Origin of the sequence: Streptomyces abikoensis, assembly GCF_014648775.1 — a bacterium.
GTDB lineage: Bacteria > Actinomycetota > Actinomycetes > Streptomycetales > Streptomycetaceae > Streptomyces > Streptomyces abikoensis.
The window spans coordinates 376,068-393,911 of record NZ_BMRT01000004.1 but is presented as its reverse complement, the minus strand read 5'-3'; the positions used below and the strand labels follow the sequence as shown (position 1 = coordinate 393,911).

Sequence of the window (17,844 nt, the reverse complement as noted above, 5' to 3'; positions counted from 1 at the left end):
CCACTAACCGGCAACCCGCCAGGAGACCTTCATGGCAACCGTATCGCCGCCTCAGCCCTGGTCCTACCTCCTCGAACTGCCGCGCGATGCTCGCGCACCCGGCATCGCGCGCGTGACCCTCCAGGCGGTCCTGGACAGCCACGCCCTGTCCGAAATCGCCGAGAGGGCACTGCTCTTGACCAGCGAGCTGGTCACGAACGCCCACCTCCACACGGAGGGCCCGTGCTCGGTCCGGCTCCACTGCCGCGAAGGGGACCGGCTCCGGGTGAACGTGTGGGACACGAGCCCAGTCGTACCCGGCATGTTCAGGCGCAGTCGAGCCCGCGCGACACCGGAGCCCGCCGTGCACGCGGAGGCAGGCCGCGGCCTGCGGTTCGTCGAACTATGGGCCGACGACTGGGGCAGTCACACGTACGACCGGCGTCGGTTCGGCAAGACGCTGTGGTTCGAACTGGCGCACCCGGGAAAGAAAACCGCGCCGCGGTGGGTGTCGCCCGCGGGGTGCGCGGACTGTGTCGACCTGGAGGGCGCGCGGAGGAAGGCCGTCGCCGAGAAGCGGGCGCCGGACGAGATTCAGGACGCGTCGATCGCGATCCGCAGCCACTTCAGGGACACGCATCTGCTGCCGCAATGGGACGTGCGGTGACCGCAGGCGCATAGCAGGCGGGCGCTCGGGGCGGGGTTGACACCCCGCCCCGCCCGCCCCGCGAGGCTCGTCAGGGGTGCCAGATCTCCTTGATGCTGGTGACCTTGCCCTCGGAGTCCGTCGTGATGTCGTAGATGTTGCCGGAGCAGCTGTACGGCGGCTTCACCGCGCTCTGGTTCGTGAGGCAGTCGCCCGCGTGCATCCAGAGCTCGCCGACGGGGACGTCCTTCGTCTTGCCCGAGCCGAGGGCGATCTCGGCCTTCGTCTCCGAGGCGAAGACGTAGTACTTGGCCTCGCCCTGGCCGTGGTAGATCCAGTCGTTGGGCGTGCAGGTGGGCTTGGCGTCCTTGGCGGACATCGAACCCTTTGACGGCGGGACGGCGATCTCCACCATCTTGTGGCCGGCGGGCAGCTGCGGCGGGGCGCCGCAGTCGCTGCCGGGCTCGCCCTTGGGGCCGTCGCCCTTGGCGCCGTCGGCCGGCTTGGCCGAGGCGCCGGCGCCCCCGGTCGTACCGCCCGCGGTGTCCGTGTCAGGGCCGCAGGCGGTGAGGCCGCCGCCGAGGGCGGCGACGACGGCGAGGGCGCCGACGAGGCGTCGGGTTGCCTTCATGATGTTTCCCCCGTGGTGCGGAAAAGTTGTCGTGATCATGTCTGATCGCGGAGTGTTCTACACCAAGGGGCAGGTCAGGGGCCAATCACCGGTCGGCGGGCCCGCCACGCCACGTGGGCAGGGGTGATCGACCGGCGGCGGTCTCGAAGGCGGCGTGGGCGAGGAGGCGGGTGGAGTCGAGGGTGGGGAGCGGGGAGACGTCGGGGGTGATCAGGAGGGGGATCTCGGTGCAGACGAGGGCGACCGCGTCGCAGCCACGGGCGGCCAGGGCCTCGATGATCCGTACGTACGCGCGGCGCGAGCGCGCGTCGAGGACGCCGTTGAGGAGCTCGTCGAAGATGACGTCGTTGACGAGGCGACGGTCGGCCGGGTCCGGGACCTCGGCCTCGATGCCGCGCCGGGCGAACGCCTCGACGTAGAGGGGACCGTCCATGGTGTAGCGGGTGCCCAGCACGCCCACCCGCTTCCGGCCGTCGCGCGCGGCGCGGTCGGCGACGACGTCGGCGATGTGGAGGCCGGGGAGGGCGAGGTCGGGGCCGGGGCGTTCGAGGGCCATGTGGGCCGTGTTGTCGGGGCAGATGAAGAATTCCGCTCCCGCGCGGGCGAGGCGATCGGCACTGGCCGACAGCAGGGTGCGGACCGTGTCGTGGTCGCCCGCGTCCCAGGCGGGCATGCTGCGCGCCATGGCGATGAGGTCGAGGGTGACGTCCGGGTGCTCGTGGGGACCGAGCTCCGCGAAGCCCTTCCGGCAGAACGAACGGAGGCACAGCGCCGCGCCTTCCGCACTGTGTCCCAGGATTCCCAGGTGCTTCATCGTGCCTCCGAACGATCGCGGGTGGAGGGTCCGAATTCTTGCCTATCCGGGGCAGTCAGGCAGCTCTAGTGTCATGTGCGCCTTATGACATCGAGGGGGAACGGATATGGGGTTTGAGCCGGACCGGAGGATCTTCCTGACGAGAGCGCTCGGTGCGACGGCGGGGCTGGCGGCGGTCGCGGCGGCCACCGGGGCGACCGAGGCCCACGCGGCCGGTACGGGCGCCAAGGGCACCAGTGGTGCCACCGGTCAGCGCAACTGGCGGTTCTGCCCGAAGTGCTACGTCATGTTCTACTACGGCTATCCGGACAACGGCCGCTGCGCGGCCGGTGACGCGCACGGCATGGCGGGCTACGACTTCGACATCCCCCACGACGTTCCCGAGAACGCCAACGCCCAGGCCAACTGGCGCTTCTGCACGCGCTGCTACGGCATGTTCTTCTTCGGGTATCCGAGCGGAGGCTGGTGCCCGGTCGGCGGGTCCCACAGTGCCGCCGGATTCAACTTCGTCCTGCCGCACGACGTCGTCGAGACACCGAACGCCCAGGCGTACTGGCGCTTCTGCACGAACTGCTACGCGCTGTTCTTCTGGGGCTATCCGGAAAAGGGCCGCTGCCCGGCCGGAGGCGGGCACAACGCGGCGGGATTCAATTTCGTCATCCCGCACTACTAGGGCGCGTCGGCGTGGGGCGCCGCGGCCGAGTGGCGTGCGGCCCAGGCGGTGAGGCCGGTGAGCCGGGCGTAGAGTTCGCGCGCCTGGTCGGTGGCGGTGTACTCGACCTTGGGCGGCACCGTGGGGTACACCGTGCGGGTCAGCAGACCGTTCTCCTCAAGCTGGCGCAACGTCAGAGTGAGGATGCGGCGGCTGATTCCGTTCAGTGAACGTTCGAGTTCGGCGAAGCGGACAGGTCCACGCGTCGTCTCGCTCAGGACGCCGAGACTCCATTTGCCACTCACCCTGCCGAGCACATCGAGGACGGTGCAGACCTCGCGGCCCGCGGCCTCTTCCGCGCTGCAAGCGTTCTTACGTGACATAAATGTGCCTTCTTCCGTTGTGCGGTGTGCTCTCCGAGGATGGAACGCGTGCACGTCAGTGCATGCCCGACGAGAGACGAGGGACGACGAGTGAAGAACGCTCGCAGGACGGAGGCGCTTCCCGCGCCGGTGGCGCTCGACGAGACAGTGAGGGAACTGGTCGACGGACGGAACTTCGCCGTCGTGGCCACACTGAATCCCGACGGCGGCCCGCAGACGTCCGTCGTCTGGGTCGGGACGCAGCAGGACGCCGTGGTCTTCTCCACGACGGCGGGGAGGAAGAAGGCGCGAAACCTCGCCCGGGACCCGCGGATCAGCCTGACGGTCTACGACCGCGCGAACCCGTACCGGTCCGTGGAAATACGGGGAACAGCCGAGTTGCTGCCGGACCCGGACAAGACGCTGCCGCGCGAGCTGTCACAGCGGTATCTCGGACAGGACCCGCCGGCGGAGCCGGCCGATGTCGTACGGCTGATCGTGCGGATCACCGCGGAGAAGGTCATCGCGATATCCCTCTAGGAGGGGTACGGGATGCGACCATGCCTGCGGATTTACGGGTGGTACAGGGCCCGCGCGCGCGTCAGGTCGACGGTCCCGTCCCGGCGGCCGAGGTCGAGGAAGTGGTCGACCTGCCATGACTGGGTGGCGCGGGCCTGCCGGCTGGTCGTGGTCACCCAGGGCGGATAGACACGGAAGCCGCGCTTCCCGCCGGAGCCGTCACGGGAGACGATGCCGCGCTCGCACAGGACCTCGCGCGGGAACACGAATTGGCCGAAACCTTCGTCGTCGCGGCTGCTGATGACGAAGAGGTCCACCCCGTCGGCGGCGTCGAAGGGCCGGATCGGCCCCTCCTCGGACCGCTGCCAGACGGTGACGAACTGCCCCACCTTCGTCGGCGTGGTCTTGCCCACGCGGAACCGGACCGAGCGGCCGTCGAGCGTGAACGCGCACGCCGCGTACTCGGCGCTCTCCGGTTCGGGCACCGGCGGCGAGCAGACGAAACCGCTCGGGTCGTACACCCGCGCCTTCGCCGACAGCAGGTCAGCGTGGATCGCAGCCCACGGCTCGTTCGTCTCCATGACGTCATCCTGCCATCGCGTCGCGCTAGCGGCGCAGGTCCCCGCTGTGGACGTAGCGCAGCCCGCAGCCGTCCTCGTACGGGTCGCCGTCGTCGCCGAACAGGGACCAGATCGGCTGCATCGGGAGCCACGTCAGGCCGAGGAGCCAGCGCTGCACGGCCTGCCAGAAGCGCGGGCGCCCCGCGTCGTCCGCCCGCACCACGCGGGTCATGCACAGGAACTTGCCCACCGTGGTGCGGAACAGTACGGCGCCCAGCACGTGGTGGACGAAGGACAGGCCGAAGAAGGCGACGGCGGCGCAGATCCAGTAGGCGCCCGTGCTCTTGTCCGCCGTGAAGTGCACGGCGATGCCGAACCCGCCGAAGAACGTGATCATGCCGTCGATGAAGGCGAAGAGATAGCGGCGCAGGTCCCCGACCTCCCGGGGGACGTGGTGAGCCGGCTGGACGGGCTGCTGGGGGTAGCCGTACGGGTGCGCCTGCTGCTGATACGGCTGCTGGTACGGCTGCGCCTGCTGGTAGGGCTGCTGGTACGGGTGCTGAGGAGCGTACGGCTGCTGCGGAGCGTACTGGTGGCGCTGGGGATCGATCACGGGGTGTCATCTTGCTGCACTCATGTGACAGCTGATGCACAGGTTGATCTATGACCGGTATCGAACCCCAGCACCCAGCACCCAGTGTCCAGACACCAGACAGCGGAGCTCAGCCGCAGGCGCGCCCGTTCCCGTCCGGGTCCAGCTTCAGCGGGTCGTCGCGGCCGTTGAGCTTGAGGACGCCGTAGTCGTGCGCCTTCAGCCACGCGCAGCGGCCCGCCGTCGTCGGCGGGACCGTCTTCGGGAAGGCCGTCGGCACGCACACGTTCTCCGCGCCGTAGTGGCGGTCGCAGCCCGAGATCGTCGCCGGGACCGGGTGGGACGTGTGGGCCGGCTCCGGGTCCTTCGCCTTCTCCGTCATCCTCCCCGCGAAGTCGTGCACCACAGGCGATGCCTTCGGGGTGTCCAGCGCGTCCGGGCCGCCGAGGTGGACCCAGGAGGCCACCGACGGGACGCCGTCCGCGTCCACGGCGAAGAGCATGTACCAGCCGGGCGGCGCCAGGTTGGGGTTGCTGGTGACGTTGAGGTCGATCGTCGTTCCGTCAGCGCCCACCGTCATCGGCAGGTCCACAAAGCGCTGATTCGGGTCGGAGGAATGCGTCACCGCCGCCGGACGGATCAGCTCCGCCTTCACCACCGGGCGGTCGACCGTCATCCGCTGCGTGCTCGCGTACTGCCAGCGGTTGTTCGCCACCGAGGTGATCTGGGGCCGCGCGCCCTTGTAGAGGTACGGCGGGGTGTAGATCGACACGTGGTCGTCGAACGTCCCGTTGCCCGGGTTGTCGCCGACCGCCATCACCCGGCCGTCCGGCAGCAGGAACGCCGACGAGTGGTACGTGCGCGGGATCGGGTCCGTGGCCAGGCCCGGCTGGAAGGTGTTCGTCGCCGGGTTGAACATCGACGCCTCGAACACCGGGTCCGCCCGGTCGTGCAGCCCGCCGCCCGTCTCCAGCACCTTGCCGTCGGGCATCAGCACGGCCGAGACGTACATCTTGCCCTGCGCGCCCGTCTCGGGCTTGGGCCCCTGGCCCTGGTCGACCGTGCCCTGGGGGAGCAGGGGACCGGGCGTGTAGCGGGGGTTGGGGGCCTTGAGGTCGATGAGGTCCGTGAGGCGGCTCGCCTCGGGGTTGGTGTTGACCTGGCCGCCGCCCATGGTCAGGACGCGCTGGTCCTGCGCGGGCGGGAGCAGCACGCTCATCGACTGGTCGCGATTGTCCTTGTCCTGCAGCCCCGGCACGTCCGTGATCTTGTTGGCGTCGTAGTCGTAGACCGACGCGCCGGTGCCCGGGGTGCCGTTGCCGAAGACATGGCTGCCGGAGTAGAAGAGCCGCCCGTCCTGCATCAGGATCATCGACGGGTACAGGCCCCAGTACGACCAGGTCTGGTTGACCTCCGTGCGCGGCAGCCACTTCTGCTGCGCCTGGGAGAACTTCTCGGCGGTCACGCTGCCGGTGGAGTCCTCCTTCAGGCCGCCGAAGCTGATGACGTCGCCGTTGCCGAGGAGGGTCGCGGAGGGGTACCAGTGGCCCTCGTTCATGTCGTTCGTCTTCACGTACGACTCGGACGACGGGTCGAAGACGTAGCTGTCCTTGAAGCCCTCGTAGCCGTGGCTGCCGTCGGCCGCCGGGTACGCCTTGTTGCCGCTCATGATGAGCACCCGGCCGTCCGACAGCTGGACGTGCCCGGCGCAGAACATGTCGACGGGCGTCGGGATCGTCTTCATCGCGCCGGTCTTCGGGTCGTATACGGCGGAGGTGAAGGTGCCCGCCTTGAACATCGCCGGGTCGTTGCCGGAGCCTGCGACGAGCAGCACCTTGCCGTTGTGGAGGACGACCGAGTGCATGCTGCGGACCGGGTTCTTGAAGGGCATCACGGCCCAGCTGCCCTTGACGCACGCGTCCCCGGCGGTGCAGACGGCACCGGGGGCGGGCTGGGTGGCGTCCTCCATGTCGTAGTCGTCGGTGGTGACGGTGCCCGTGCCGTAGACGGAGACGCCCCAGGTGATCTGGTCGGTGCCGGGCGGCACGACGGGCGTACGGACGGTGGCGCGCGTGTAGCCGGCGCTGACCGGCAGCGTCTTGAGGTCCGTCCAGTACTGCCAGCCCGCCTTCACGTCATGGCGGAAGACGGTGACGGACGCGTCCGGTGTGGTGCTCTTGTACCAGAGCGACAGGTCGTACTGGTGGGACGGCGTCACGCTCGGCGCGCACGAGCTGTCCTCGGCCATCAGCACCTTGCGGTCGCCGCTGACCCGGCGGGTGACGGAGAGGGCCAGCGCCTTGCCGCCGCTGTGGGACTGGTCGGTGGTGGTGACGGTGAAGTCGTTGTCGCCCCAGCCGGCCTTCTCCCAGCAGGTGGGCATGGTGTCCGAGGCCCGTAAGGACTCGAGGCCGGGGTTGACGACGAGGTTCGACCCGGCGGTGGCCGGCGTGGGCGCGGCCAGCAGCAGGCCGAAGGACGCGCCGGCGGCGAGGAGCAGGGCGGCGGCGGTGCGGGATCGCTTGCCGCGGGGGCGCAGGAGGGCGCGTCTGACGCGTCCGCGGGTCGGCTTTCTCCTCAGTGCTGTCATGCCATCACAGATCCCTTCTTTGGCGGGCAGGTCAGGTCACCGGGCTTCCGCCCTCTTGACCCTGCGGATCTCGATCCGGCCGTCGCCCTCGCCGAAGGAAGCGACTGTCTCGGAGTTCGTCAGTGCCGCCTTCACCAGCGGCAGCGTGGGGGCGTCGCGGCGGACGGTCGGGGACGCGACGACGTAGTCCACGTCGCGCCAGCCGCGCGGCAGCGTCTTGCCGATCGCCGGGTCGAGGTCGGCCTTGTAGAACCAGACGGCCCCCGTCCCCGGGCGGTATCCGGCGTGGACCAGGTCGAGCCAGATCGCGTCGTCGGCGAGGACGCGCGTGCTGGACGGGTCGGGGACGTTGGCCTTGTCGCGGAGCCAGTGCGCTGCCGCGCGGTAGGGGGCGTTGGTGTCGGTGGTCAGGGCAGTGCGGGTGGCGTCGTACCAGTGGGGGAGGGTGAGGGCGGCTGCCGTCGCGGCTATCGCCAGGGTTGCGGTCCGGCGGAGGAGGGCCGGTCTTCGGAGACCCCCGCTCCTCAAGCGCCGGAGGGGCTGGATCTGTGCCCGGAGGGGCTCCAGCGCAGCGGATACCGCGCCCGCCAGGGCCAGTGCCAGGAACGGCAGCATCTGGATCACGTACATCGCCGGCAGGTACCCCGACGGGCGCAGGGCCACCAGGGCCAGGATCGTCGCCGCCGTCGCCGGGCCCGCCAGGGCGCGGCCCGTGGGGGACCAGCGGGCCGCGGCGAGCAGGAGCACCGCCGACGCCAGGCCCGCGATCGGCAGCACCCGGTCGTAGTAGAGCCACGACCGCAGTACCGCGTGCGCGCCCGAACGGTCGTCCAGGATGAAGCCCGAGCCCGCCCGGCTCATCTGGTACTTGATGCCGTCGATCAGCGAGACGTGGCCGTCGCCCGGGAACAGCTCGTGGTTGAGCAGCGCGAACAGGGGATAGGCGAGGCCCGTGAGGACGCACGCGGTGATCGCTCCCGTCACCGCGAACTTCCGGGTGTCGCGGTGGGTGTGCCGCCACATGGTCAGCAGCAGCGCGGGCAGGACGACCAGCATCGTCTCCTTGGACAGCACCGCCACCGCCGCCGCCAGGCCCGCCCCGAAGTGGTGCCACAGGTGGCGGCGGGGCGAGGCCGCCAGGCAGAAGGCCAGCAGGATCCACAGCACGGCGATGTTGTCGAGGAAGATCTCCCGCTGGAGCACCACCGACAGCGGCGACAGCCCGAACAGCGCCATCGCCAGGGCCGCCGCCCACCGCCGCAGGCCCAGCCGTCGGGCCAGGACGTACAGCAGCACCGCGCTGACGGCCGTCACCAGCAGCATCGCCACCCGCATCGGGGCGACGGACATGACGTCGGGGAAGAGGGCGGCGGGGAGCCAGGTGACGAGGGCCAGTTGGAGCCAGCCCAGCGGCGGGTGGTCGTACCAGTACGTGTAGTGGGCCAGGCCCTTGCCCTCCTGGACTGCCCACGCCTGGGCGAGATAGGTGCCCTCGTCGTCGCTGAGTGCGGGGAAACCGGTGGTGTTCCAGCCCTGGACGAGGAGGATCGCGGCCAGCACCGCCCCGCACAGCAGCAGGTCGGGGCGGGAGGCGCGCAGCCGGGTGGGTGGGGTGGGGTCGAGGACGACCGGGGCCTCGACAGCCGCCGGAATGGTCGCGGTCACGGCGTGACGTCCTCTCTGGTGAGGTGCGCGCCGACGTGTCGGGTGAGCTCCCAGTCGCTGCGGCCCCGCTGCTCCCGCCAGACGGCGCGGACGGCCGCGCCCGCGAGGAGCATCTGGTAGAAGGGGCCGCCGAGGATGAGCTTGAGGTAGTGGACGAAGCGCACGCGCAGGCCGTACTGCGCGCCGAAGTCGTGGAGGCCGACGACCTCGAAGACGAAGGTGACCAGCATGGCCACGGCGGGCAGGAAGGTCACCACGGCGACGCCGGCGGGGACGTCCAGCAGCAGGGCGATCGCCGTGTTCAGCGGGATGACGAGGCCGTTGAACGCCTGGAAGAAGGGTGTCATCAGGGTGTAGCGGGCGAGCATCCGCTGGGCGAGGGTGGGCAGTCGGCGCCAGTCCCGCTTGCGGTAGACCTGGAGGAAGCCCTGGTTCCAGCGGGTGCGCTGTTTGAGCAGGCTCATCAGGGTGCCGGGGGTCTCCTCGCGGGTGACCATCTCGGAGTCGTAGGCGACGACGACGCGCTTGCCGGTGCTGGAGAGCCGGACGCCCAGGTCGCAGTCCTCGGCCAGGCACTGGGGGTCCCAGCCGCCGGCCTCGCGGAGGACGTCGGTGCGGACGAAGACGGTGTTGCCGCCCAGCGGGATGAAACCTTTCTCCGCGTGGAGGTGGAGGCGGCTGCGGAACCAGAAGAAGTACTCCAGGCAGTTGCGCAGGCTGTACCAGCTGGAGTGGAAGTTGATCAGCTGCACGCCGCCCTGCACCACGTCCGCGCCCGTCGCGCGGAAGGCGTGGTCGACGTGGGTGAGCAGCTCGGGGTGGACCTGGTCCTCGGCGTCGAAGACGCCGACGACCTCGCCCAGGCAGTGGGGGAGCGCGGTGTTGAGGGCCTTGGGCTTGTTCTTCTTCTCGTGGGTGTCGACGATCACCCGTACCCGGTCCGGGGCGGCGGCCGCGACCTTCCCGGCGACCTCGGCGGTCTCCGGGTCGTCGTGGCCGACGATCACCAGCACCTCGAAGCGGCCGTGGGTGGATTCCAGCAGCCGGGTGACGGTGTGTTCCAGCACCGCCTGTTCATGGCGGGCGGGCACCAGGAGGGAGAAGGAGAGCGCGCCCTCGTCCCCGGCCGGCTGGAAGCGGGTGCCCGCGAGCGTCTCGGGCGTGCGCCAGGCGTGCATCTGCCACCAGAGCGTGAAGGCGGCCATCCAGAAGAGCGCGAGCGATACCGCGCAGACCACCATGGACGTCAGCAAAAGTTGTCCCCCCTACCCCCGGACGCGGCCCCCCAGCACGCGTGTGTGTGTCCAGGGCAGAGAGAGTAAGGGGAGAAGGTGAAACTCGGGTGCGGAAATGATAAATCCTGCGTTTCCGAACCAACTCCTGGAAGATCGTGAGAAGTTGGCCTGGACCAGACGGGGTCAGGCGAGCGATCCGGTGGCCGGAGGCGTCCTTCCCCCCGGACGCGGGCCGGTGGGACACTCCCCGCTATGGGTGCGTCAAGGCACATACCGTACGGACTGGGTGCCGCCGCCCTCACCGGTGCCGCCATCGTGGCGCTGTCCGGCTGCGCGACGGGCCCCGGGCTCGACGCGACGGCCGTCGCCGCCACCACACAGCGGGAGGCCGGCCGTGCCCTCGACCGGGAGGGCGTCCACGCCGCCTGGCTGAGCTGCAAGGGCAAGGCCGAGAACGGCGGCAAGGACCCCGGCACGGGCAGCGCGCTGCCGGTGACCGTCGTCGGCGTCGACTGCGAGGGCCGTACGGACAACGGCAAGAGGATCATCGTCTACGGCAGCGTCACGGGCATGTCCGGCCAGGGGTGCGTCCGGGGGCTGCTGACCGCCAAGGTCGACGGGCGGACCGTCTTCCAGGTGACCGTACTGGGCGACTGCGACGGGACGGGCGGCGGGAGCGGCAAGCCCCCGGCCCCGGACAAGCCCCCGGCCTCGGACAAGCCCCCGGCCTCGGGGGGCTCCGCGCCGAAGCCCGGCGGGCATCCGGGCCCCTCGGCGAGCTGCACCGACAGACCTCCCGCACCGGGCAAGTGACGAGGCTGGTCACGGCGGGCGGACGGACGGACCGGTAACATCCGGACCGTACGAGCCGACGACCCGGGAGGAGCCCACCGGTGGCGGGAGAACCGCAGGCGGACTGCCTGTTCTGCAAGATCGTCAAGGGAGAGGTGCCCGCGACGGTCGTCAGGGAGACGGAGACGACCGTCGCCTTCCGCGACATCAACCCCCAGGCACCCGTGCACTGCCTGGTGATCCCCAAGATCCACTACCCGGACGCCGCCTCGCTGGCCGCCGCCGAGCCGCAGATCGCCGCCGACGTGCTGCGCGAGGCGGGCGAGGTCGCCCTCCAGGAGAACGGGGACAAGGGCTTCCGGATCGTCTTCAACACCGGCGCCGGCGCCGGGCAGACCGTCTTCCACGCGCACGCCCACGTCCTCGGCGGCCGTGGCTTCAACTGGCCCCCCGGGTAGACCCTTGTCCGTTCGCGAACTCGTCGTCCTCGGCACGGCCAGCCAGGTCCCCACCCGGCACCGCAACCACAACGGCTACGTCCTGCTCTGGGACGGGGACGGCATCCTCTTCGACCCCGGCGAGGGGACGCAGCGTCAGATGCTGCGCGCCGGGGTGGCCGCGCACGACCTCAACCGGATCTGCGTCACCCACTTCCATGGCGACCACTCGCTGGGCCTGGCCGGGGTGATCCAGCGGATCAACCTCGACCGGGTGCCGCACCCGGTCACCGCGCACTACCCGGCGAGCGGCGAGCGCTTCTTCAAGCGGCTGCGGTACGCCACGGCCTACCGCGAGACGGTCAAGCTCGTCCAGGAGCCGGTCGCGGGCACCGGCGCGGTGCTGGCGGCCACCGGCTCGTACACCCTCCAGGCGCGCCGGCTCTCGCATCCCGTCGAGTCCTACGGCTACCGCCTGGTCGAGCCCGACGGGCGCCGGATGCTGCCCGAGCTGCTGGCCGAGCGCGGGATCGGCGGGCCGGACGTCGGCCGGCTGATGCGCGAGGGCGCGGTCGGCGGGGTGACGCTGGAGGAGGTCAGCGAGGTGCGGCGCGGCCAGCGCTTCGCCTTCGTGATGGACACCCGGCTGTGCGACGGCGTCCACGAGCTGGCCGAGGGCTGCGACATGCTCGTCATCGAGTCGACGTTCCTCGACGAGGACGAGCCGCTGGCCACCGAGCACGGCCATCTGACGGCGGGCCAGGCCGCGCGCGTCGCCGCGCGGGCGGGCGTGCGCCACCTGGTGCTCACCCACTTCTCGCAGCGCTACGACGACCCGTCGGTCTTCGAGCGCCAGGCCCGCGAGGCGGGCTTCACCGGCGAGCTCACCGTCGCCCGGGACCTGCTGCGCGTACCGGTGCCGAAGCGGCGCTGAGCGCCGCTCCGGCGGGGAGTGACCGGGCTGGTCACTTGACTTCGTTGCAGGTCCACTCCAGCGTGCCGTCGGTCGGGTTCCAGTCGCAGACCCGGATCTTCAGGTCCCAGACGTAATTCGGCGGATTCTGGGGCCTGTAGGTGCCGTTGGTCTTCACCGGGTGCCACCCGTGCCACTGTTCCAGGCCGTGGCTGTACTGCCAGTACTCGATGTACAGCCGGGCCGCGTTGTGCTGGGGGTCCCTGGGGCACAGGTCCTTGACCCGGATGTCGAAAGCCGTCGAGAAGAGCCGTTTCCCGCTCTGCGTGCGCTTGTTGGTGTCGTAGTAGTTGTACGTCCCCGCGGCCTCCGAGCATCCTCCGTGCGACTTCCCGTACACATACGGATAGGGGGTCCGCGCGGTGGCGTCGGCCTGGCCGGCCAGGGTCAGCAGGGCCGTGGCGGTCACGGCGGAGACGGCCAGGGCGCGGCGTGTTCCGTTCCTCATCGGGGCCTCCCGTTCGGGTGTGGTGTCGGCCGACGACGCTGGCAGGACGGCCCCGGCCGGGTCCACGCCCCGGGCCGTCCGGAGTGGTCCGGGTGTGTCCGGGCAGGTCGGACGGGGGCGGCAAGGGGGATTGCGGCTCGCCGTGTGCATGCCACCATGTGCGGCATGGGCGAGCAGGGGGCGCCGGATCCGGCGCGGGCGCGGGACGCGGCGGCTCTGGTCGCGCTGATGCGGGAGCTGCGCGAGCGTTCCGGGCTCACCTACCGCCGGCTCCAGCGGCGCGCCGCCGAGGAGGGCATGGTGCTGCCCCGCAGCACGATCTCCGACGTCCTCGCCCGGAACGCCCTGCCGCGTGCCGAGGTCCTCGAGGCGTTCGTGGTGGCGTGCGGCGACGGGGCGCGGCTCGACGCGTGGCTGGAGGCCAGACGGCGGATCGCCGGGCGGGAGGAAGGCGCTCCGGCGCCGGGACGGCGGCGGGCGCGGCGGCTCCGGCTGCTGTGGGTGCCGGCGGTGGCGGCCGTGCTCGCCCTCGCCTACTGGGCGTTCGTCCTCGCCCCGGCGGGGACGTCCGGCGGCGGGCGGCCGTCCGCCGTGCCGTCCCCGGCCGACGCGACGGACGCGCGCGGCGGGGCGTTCAGCCTCTTCGAGGCGCGCAGCACCAAGGGTGCGACGATCGCGAGCGTGGGCTATCGGTACTGGGACACCGGGGACGGGTGGTACGGCATCGAGTATGTGATGCCGTACTCACGGGACGACCGGGATGCCTATGGCGACGGCTGGGGCGGGCGGCTGCTCATGCACTACGAGGACCGCCGGGGGCGGCGCACGGAGGTGCTGGTCGGCAATCCCGACGGCGCCCAGCGGGCGGGAAGGGACACCGTCCGGTACGGCCTCAAGAACGTGTGGTTCGAGGTGTGCGACTTCGACGGCCGGGAGCTGCGGGGCTGCCAGCGCCTGCGCAAGGCGCGGACCTGAGCGGCCCCGCTCCCTCCCCAAGAGCCTTACGGCAGGAAGTACATCGGGTTCGGCAGCTTGTAGGTGCGCTTCGCGTAGCCGCCCTGCAGGTCGCTGTACTGGTCGCCGAAGTTGGCGACGATCTCGAAGCCCTTGGACTCGATGTACTTGCGGGTGCCCGCCTTGTACTCGACCGTCGTGCACTTGGCGCCGCAGGCGAGGTAGGCCGGCGGGGTCTTCTTGTTCTTCAGGAAGAAGTGGGAGGCGTCGGCGGCGGGCTTGTAGCCGGCGTTCTTGAGGTTGCGGACGCTCCAGTCGCGCTGGTGCTCGTCGCGGCCGGTGACGAAGAAGACCTCGATGCCCTTGGACTGGGCCCAGTTGACCAGCTTGGGCATGCCGAAGACGGCCGTCATGTCGGTGGACTTCAGGTAGGCGTCCTGCGACTCCGGCGTGAAGTGGAAGCCCTGCTGGAGCTCGTAGTTGTAGGTCAGGAGGGTCGTGTCGTCCACGTCCAGGACGATGGCGGGCTTCTTCGCGCCCTTCTTGGCGTGCTGGGTGTTGCGGGCGACGTTCTCCAGCTGGGCCTTGGCCTTCTTCTGGATGTCGGCGAGCTGCTTGGCGTAGTTGCTGTCCGGCGAGGCGTAGTGCTGGCCGGAGGCGTCGACGGTGTCGCCGTAGAAGGCCTTGATCTTGTCCTGGACCTGGGTGAGGTTCGGTATCTCCTTGTCCGTGCGGGGCACCGCGTGGTCGGCGGAGGCGGCGCCCGCGGTGTACAGGCCGGCGCCGACGGCGAGGGCGGCGGTGGCGGCGGCGACGCGCACACGCGTGGACTTCAGGGAGAGCGACACTGGTGACTCCTGGGTAACAAGGACGGTGCAGCGCGAAGCTAAGCCCTGAGCCGGACGGGGTCAAGGTTCTGGCGTAGTGATGTCTACGCGCGGAGAAAGATCGTTTGGGCGTACCGTGGTGTGCGGACCAGCGACACGAAGGGTGGGGCACGAGATCATGGCGCAGGAAGTACGCGGAGTCATCGCACCGGGGAAGAACGAGCCGGTGCGGGTGGAGACGATCGTGGTACCGGACCCGGGTCCGGGCGAGGCCGTGGTGAAGGTCCAGGCCTGCGGCGTGTGCCACACCGACCTCCACTACAAGCAGGGTGGCATCAACGACGACTTCCCCTTCCTCCTCGGCCACGAGGCGGCGGGCGTCGTCGAGTCCGTGGGCGAGGGCGTCACCGAGGTGGCCCCGGGCGACTTCGTGATCCTCAACTGGCGGGCCGTCTGCGGCCAGTGCCGGGCCTGTCTGCGCGGCCGCCCCCAGTACTGCTTCAACACGCACAACGCCAAGCAGAAGATGACCCTGAAGGACGGCACGGAGCTGTCGCCCGCGCTCGGCATCGGCGCGTTCGCCGAGAAGACGCTGGTCGCGGCGGGTCAGTGCACCAAGGTCGACCCCGCGGTCGCCCCGGAGGTGGCGGGCCTGCTCGGCTGCGGCGTGATGGCCGGCATCGGCGCCGCCATCAACACCGGCGGCGTGGGCCGCGGCGACTCCGTCGCCGTCATCGGCTGCGGCGGCGTCGGCGACGCGGCGATCGCGGGCTCCCGCCTGGCGGGCGCGGCCCGGATCATCGCCGTGGACATCGACGACCGCAAGCTCGCGAAGGCGCGCGAGATGGGCGCCACCCACACGGTGAACTCCCGCTCCACCGATCCCGTCGAGGCGATCCGCGAGCTCACCGGCGGCCACGGCGCGGACGTCGTCATCGAGGCCGTCGGCCGCCCCGAGACCTACGAGCAGGCTTTCTACGCCCGTGACCTCGCCGGCACGGTCGTCCTCGTCGGCGTGCCGACGCCGGAGATGAAGCTGGAGCTGCCGCTCCTGGACGTCTTCGGGCGGGGCGGCGCGCTGAAGTCGTCCTGGTACGGCGACTGCCTGCCCTCGCGGGACTTCCCGATGCTGGTGGACCTCCACCTGCAGGGCCGGCTGGACCTCGGCGCGTTCGTCACCGAGACGATCGGGCTGGGCGACGTGGAGAAGGCGTTCGCCCGCATGCACGAGGGCGATGTGCTGCGGTCGGTGGTCGTCTTCTGATCCTGGGCGAGCGACTGTAGGGGAACGCCGACGGGGCGGCGTGCGCCGACGTGATGTCGGAGTACGCCGCCCGCACGGTCGTCCGTCCCGGCTACTTCGGGTCCCGGTTACTTCGGGTCGCGGTCGAAGACCCGCTTCGACCAGCAGTAGCCGAGTGCCGTCAGGCCCAGGCACCAGGCGACCGCGAGCCATCCGTTGTCACCGATCCCGGTGCCGAGCAGCAGCCCGCGCAGGGTCTCGATGGCCGGGGTGAACGGCTGGTACTGGGCGACCGGCTGGAACCAGCCCGGCATCGCGTCGACGGGGACGAAGGCGCTGGAGATGAGCGGCAGGACGATCAGCGGCATCGCGTTGTTGCTGGCCGCCTCCGCGTTCGGGCTGACCAGGCCCATCCCCACCGCGATCCAGGTGAGGGCCAGCGCGACCAGCGTCATCAGCCCGAACGCCGCCAGCCACTCCAGGGCCGTGGCGTCCGGGGCCCGGAAGCCGATGGCCACGGCGACGGCGCCCACGAGGACGACGGAGGCGACCGACTGCAGCACGCTGCCGATGACGTGCCCGATGAGCACGGAACCCCGGTGGATCGGCATCGTGCGGAAGCGGGCGATGATGCCCTCGGTCATGTCGTTGGCGACGGAGACCGCGGTGCCGACCACGGTGCCTCCGATGGTCATCATCAGGATGCCCGGCACGACGTAGGCGATGTACTGGGAGCGGTCGGCGCCACCGCCCATGCCCGCGCTCATCACGTCGCCGAAGACGTAGACGAAGAGCAGCAGCAGGATGATCGGCGTCAGCAGCAGGTTGAGCGTCATCGACGGGTAGCGCCGCGCGTGGAGGAGATTGCGGCGCAGCATCGTGGACGAGTCGCGCAGGGTGTGGGCGAGGGAGCTCATCGGACAGCCTCCTTCGGCTGGTCGGTGCTGCCGGTCAGGGCGAAGAACACGTCGTCGAGGTCGGGGGTGTGGACGGTCAGCTCGTCCGCCTCGATGCCGGCGGAGTCCAGCCAGTCGAGGATGGAGCGCAGCTCGCGCTGGGTGCCGTCGCTGGGGATCTGCAGCGCCAGCGCCTCGTCGTCCCTGGTGACCTCGCGGAGCGCGAGGGCGGCGTTCCGGTACGCGGCCGGGTCGGAGAAGCGGAGCCGGACGTGTCCGCCGGGGACGAGCCGCTTGAGCTCCTCGGCGGTGCCCTCGGCGGCGATCCTGCCGCCGTTCAGCACGGCGATGCGGTCGGCGAGTTCGTCGGCCTCGTCCAGGTACTGGGTGGTGAGGAAGACGGTGACGCCGCCGGAGACGAGCTCACGGATGATCTGCCACATGTTGTGGCGGGAGCGCGGGTCGAGACCGGTGGTCGGCTCGTCGAGGAAGATGATCCGCGGGTCGCCGACGAGGGTCATGGCGATGTCGAGGCGGCGTTTCATGCCGCCGGAGTAGGTGGAGGCGGGCTTCTTCGCCGCCTCGGTGAGGCCGAACCGCTCCAGCAGCTCGGCGGTGACCCGTCGTCCCTCGCGCTTGGACAGGTGGTGGAGGTCCGCCATGAGGAGCATGTTCTCCTCGCCGGTGATCAGCCCGTCGACGGCGGAGAACTGCCCGGTGACGCCGATCGCGGCGCGCACCCCGTCCGGGGAGGCGGCGACGTCGTGGCCCGCCACCCGCGCCTGTCCGCCGTCGGCGGTGATGAGCGTGGAGAGGATCTGCACGGTGGTGGTCTTGCCTGCGCCGTTGGGACCGAGGAGCGCGAACACGGACCCGGCCGGGATGCGCAGATCGATGCCGTCGAGGACGGTCTTGTCGCCGTAGGACTTGCGCAGACCGGTGGCGGAGACGGCCATGGGCGACGAGGACAGGGGCGACGTGGGCATGACAGACGAAGGCATGGGCCCTCCCGTTCGTGAGGTGTGAAAG

At 70.6% G+C, this 17,844-nt stretch carries 20 protein-coding genes; 8 read left to right on the top strand and 12 right to left on the bottom strand.

What is annotated here, in order from left to right:
- Positions 1-31: 31 nt before the first annotated feature.
- Positions 32-646, top strand: coding sequence for an ATP-binding protein (locus IE096_RS16065; protein ID WP_189452201.1), 615 nt, complete (start codon positions 32-34; stop codon positions 644-646).
- A 70-nt stretch (positions 647-716) separates the two neighbouring features.
- Here IE096_RS16065 and IE096_RS16060 read toward each other — a convergent pair whose 3' ends face one another.
- Together IE096_RS16060 and IE096_RS16055 are read right to left on the bottom strand one after the other, a co-directional pair.
- Positions 717-1,256, bottom strand: coding sequence for a hypothetical protein (locus IE096_RS16060; RefSeq protein WP_189452198.1), 540 nt, complete (start codon positions 1,254-1,256; stop codon positions 717-719).
- Positions 1,257-1,341: 85 nt separating this feature from the next.
- Entirely contained in the window at positions 1,342-2,070 is a 729-nt protein-coding gene (locus IE096_RS16055) for an aspartate/glutamate racemase family protein (protein ID WP_189452196.1), read from the bottom strand.
- A 106-nt stretch (positions 2,071-2,176) separates the two neighbouring features.
- On the opposite strand from IE096_RS16055, the gene IE096_RS16050 reads away from it, so the two are divergent.
- Complete coding sequence (locus IE096_RS16050) at positions 2,177-2,743, top strand: hypothetical protein (protein WP_189452194.1); 567 nt, start codon at positions 2,177-2,179, stop codon at positions 2,741-2,743.
- On the opposite strand, the gene IE096_RS16045 is transcribed toward IE096_RS16050, so the two are convergent.
- Positions 2,740-3,105 (bottom strand): winged helix-turn-helix transcriptional regulator, encoded by a 366-nt coding sequence (locus IE096_RS16045; protein WP_189452192.1) that lies wholly within the window; start codon positions 3,103-3,105, stop codon positions 2,740-2,742. The two genes, IE096_RS16050 and IE096_RS16045, sit on opposite strands and share 4 nt — an antisense overlap.
- Positions 3,106-3,195: 90 nt before the next feature.
- Here IE096_RS16045 and IE096_RS16040 point away from each other — a divergent pair, with 90 nt between their 5' ends.
- Positions 3,196-3,624: a PPOX class F420-dependent oxidoreductase gene (locus tag IE096_RS16040; RefSeq protein ID WP_229820235.1), complete on the top strand. Its 429-nt coding sequence runs from the start codon at positions 3,196-3,198 to the stop codon at positions 3,622-3,624.
- Between the two features lie 32 nt (positions 3,625-3,656).
- Here the strand turns inward: IE096_RS16040 and IE096_RS16035 are convergent, their stop codons facing one another.
- The 5 genes from IE096_RS16035 to IE096_RS16015 all read right to left on the bottom strand — a co-directional run bounded on the left by IE096_RS16035 (position 3,657) and on the right by IE096_RS16015 (position 10,251).
- Positions 3,657-4,184 (bottom strand): MepB family protein, encoded by a 528-nt coding sequence (locus IE096_RS16035; protein WP_189452189.1) that lies wholly within the window; start codon positions 4,182-4,184, stop codon positions 3,657-3,659.
- A 25-nt stretch (positions 4,185-4,209) separates the two neighbouring features.
- Positions 4,210-4,776 carry an RDD family protein gene (locus tag IE096_RS16030; protein ID WP_189452187.1) on the bottom strand — a complete coding sequence of 189 codons (567 nt, stop codon included), beginning with the start codon at positions 4,774-4,776 and terminating at the stop codon, positions 4,210-4,212.
- Positions 4,777-4,885: 109 nt separating this feature from the next.
- Positions 4,886-7,345 carry a galactose oxidase early set domain-containing protein gene (locus tag IE096_RS16025; protein WP_189452185.1) on the bottom strand — a complete coding sequence of 820 codons (2,460 nt, stop codon included), beginning with the start codon at positions 7,343-7,345 and terminating at the stop codon, positions 4,886-4,888.
- Positions 7,346-7,381: 36 nt separating this feature from the next.
- The gene (locus tag IE096_RS16020; protein WP_189452182.1) at positions 7,382-9,010 is read right to left on the bottom strand and encodes a phospholipid carrier-dependent glycosyltransferase; all 1,629 of its coding nucleotides are present in this window, start codon (positions 9,008-9,010) and stop codon (positions 7,382-7,384) included.
- Positions 9,007-10,251, bottom strand: a complete 1,245-nt coding sequence (locus tag IE096_RS16015; protein WP_189452180.1) for a glycosyltransferase — start codon at positions 10,249-10,251, stop codon at positions 9,007-9,009. The genes IE096_RS16020 and IE096_RS16015 overlap by 4 nt, the downstream gene beginning before the upstream one ends.
- Before the next feature lie 246 nt (positions 10,252-10,497).
- Between IE096_RS16015 and IE096_RS16010 the strand changes: the two genes are divergently transcribed.
- The 3 genes from IE096_RS16010 to IE096_RS16000 all read left to right on the top strand — a co-directional run bounded on the left by IE096_RS16010 (position 10,498) and on the right by IE096_RS16000 (position 12,408).
- The gene (locus IE096_RS16010; protein WP_189452178.1) at positions 10,498-11,058 is read left to right on the top strand and encodes a hypothetical protein; all 561 of its coding nucleotides are present in this window, start codon (positions 10,498-10,500) and stop codon (positions 11,056-11,058) included.
- Positions 11,059-11,138: 80 nt separating this feature from the next.
- Positions 11,139-11,495, top strand: coding sequence for a histidine triad nucleotide-binding protein (locus tag IE096_RS16005; protein ID WP_189452176.1), 357 nt, complete (start codon positions 11,139-11,141; stop codon positions 11,493-11,495).
- A 4-nt stretch (positions 11,496-11,499) separates the two neighbouring features.
- On the top strand, positions 11,500-12,408 hold the full coding sequence (locus IE096_RS16000) for a ribonuclease Z (RefSeq protein WP_189452174.1): 909 nt from the start codon (positions 11,500-11,502) through the stop codon (positions 12,406-12,408).
- A gap of 31 nt (positions 12,409-12,439) precedes the next feature.
- Here the strand turns inward: IE096_RS16000 and IE096_RS15995 are convergent, their stop codons facing one another.
- The gene (locus IE096_RS15995) at positions 12,440-12,895 is read right to left on the bottom strand and encodes a hypothetical protein (protein ID WP_189452172.1); all 456 of its coding nucleotides are present in this window, start codon (positions 12,893-12,895) and stop codon (positions 12,440-12,442) included.
- 165 nt (positions 12,896-13,060) lie between these two features.
- Between IE096_RS15995 and IE096_RS15990 the strand changes: the two genes are divergently transcribed.
- Positions 13,061-13,870 carry a helix-turn-helix domain-containing protein gene (locus IE096_RS15990; protein WP_189452170.1) on the top strand — a complete coding sequence of 270 codons (810 nt, stop codon included), beginning with the start codon at positions 13,061-13,063 and terminating at the stop codon, positions 13,868-13,870.
- A gap of 26 nt (positions 13,871-13,896) precedes the next feature.
- On the opposite strand, the gene IE096_RS15985 is transcribed toward IE096_RS15990, so the two are convergent.
- Entirely contained in the window at positions 13,897-14,697 is an 801-nt protein-coding gene (locus tag IE096_RS15985; protein ID WP_189452168.1) for an HAD family acid phosphatase, read from the bottom strand.
- Between the two features lie 157 nt (positions 14,698-14,854).
- Here IE096_RS15985 and IE096_RS15980 point away from each other — a divergent pair, with 157 nt between their 5' ends.
- Positions 14,855-15,940 (top strand): S-(hydroxymethyl)mycothiol dehydrogenase, encoded by a 1,086-nt coding sequence (locus IE096_RS15980; protein WP_126914055.1) that lies wholly within the window; start codon positions 14,855-14,857, stop codon positions 15,938-15,940.
- A gap of 107 nt (positions 15,941-16,047) precedes the next feature.
- Here the strand turns inward: IE096_RS15980 and IE096_RS15975 are convergent, their stop codons facing one another.
- Together IE096_RS15975 and IE096_RS15970 are read right to left on the bottom strand one after the other, a co-directional pair.
- A complete protein-coding gene (locus IE096_RS15975) occupies positions 16,048-16,836 on the bottom strand; it encodes an ABC transporter permease (RefSeq protein WP_189452166.1) in 789 nt (262 codons plus the stop codon).
- The gene (locus tag IE096_RS15970; RefSeq protein ID WP_189452164.1) at positions 16,833-17,816 is read right to left on the bottom strand and encodes an ATP-binding cassette domain-containing protein; all 984 of its coding nucleotides are present in this window, start codon (positions 17,814-17,816) and stop codon (positions 16,833-16,835) included. The genes IE096_RS15975 and IE096_RS15970 overlap by 4 nt, the downstream gene beginning before the upstream one ends.
- Between the last annotated feature and the right edge of the window lie 28 nt (positions 17,817-17,844).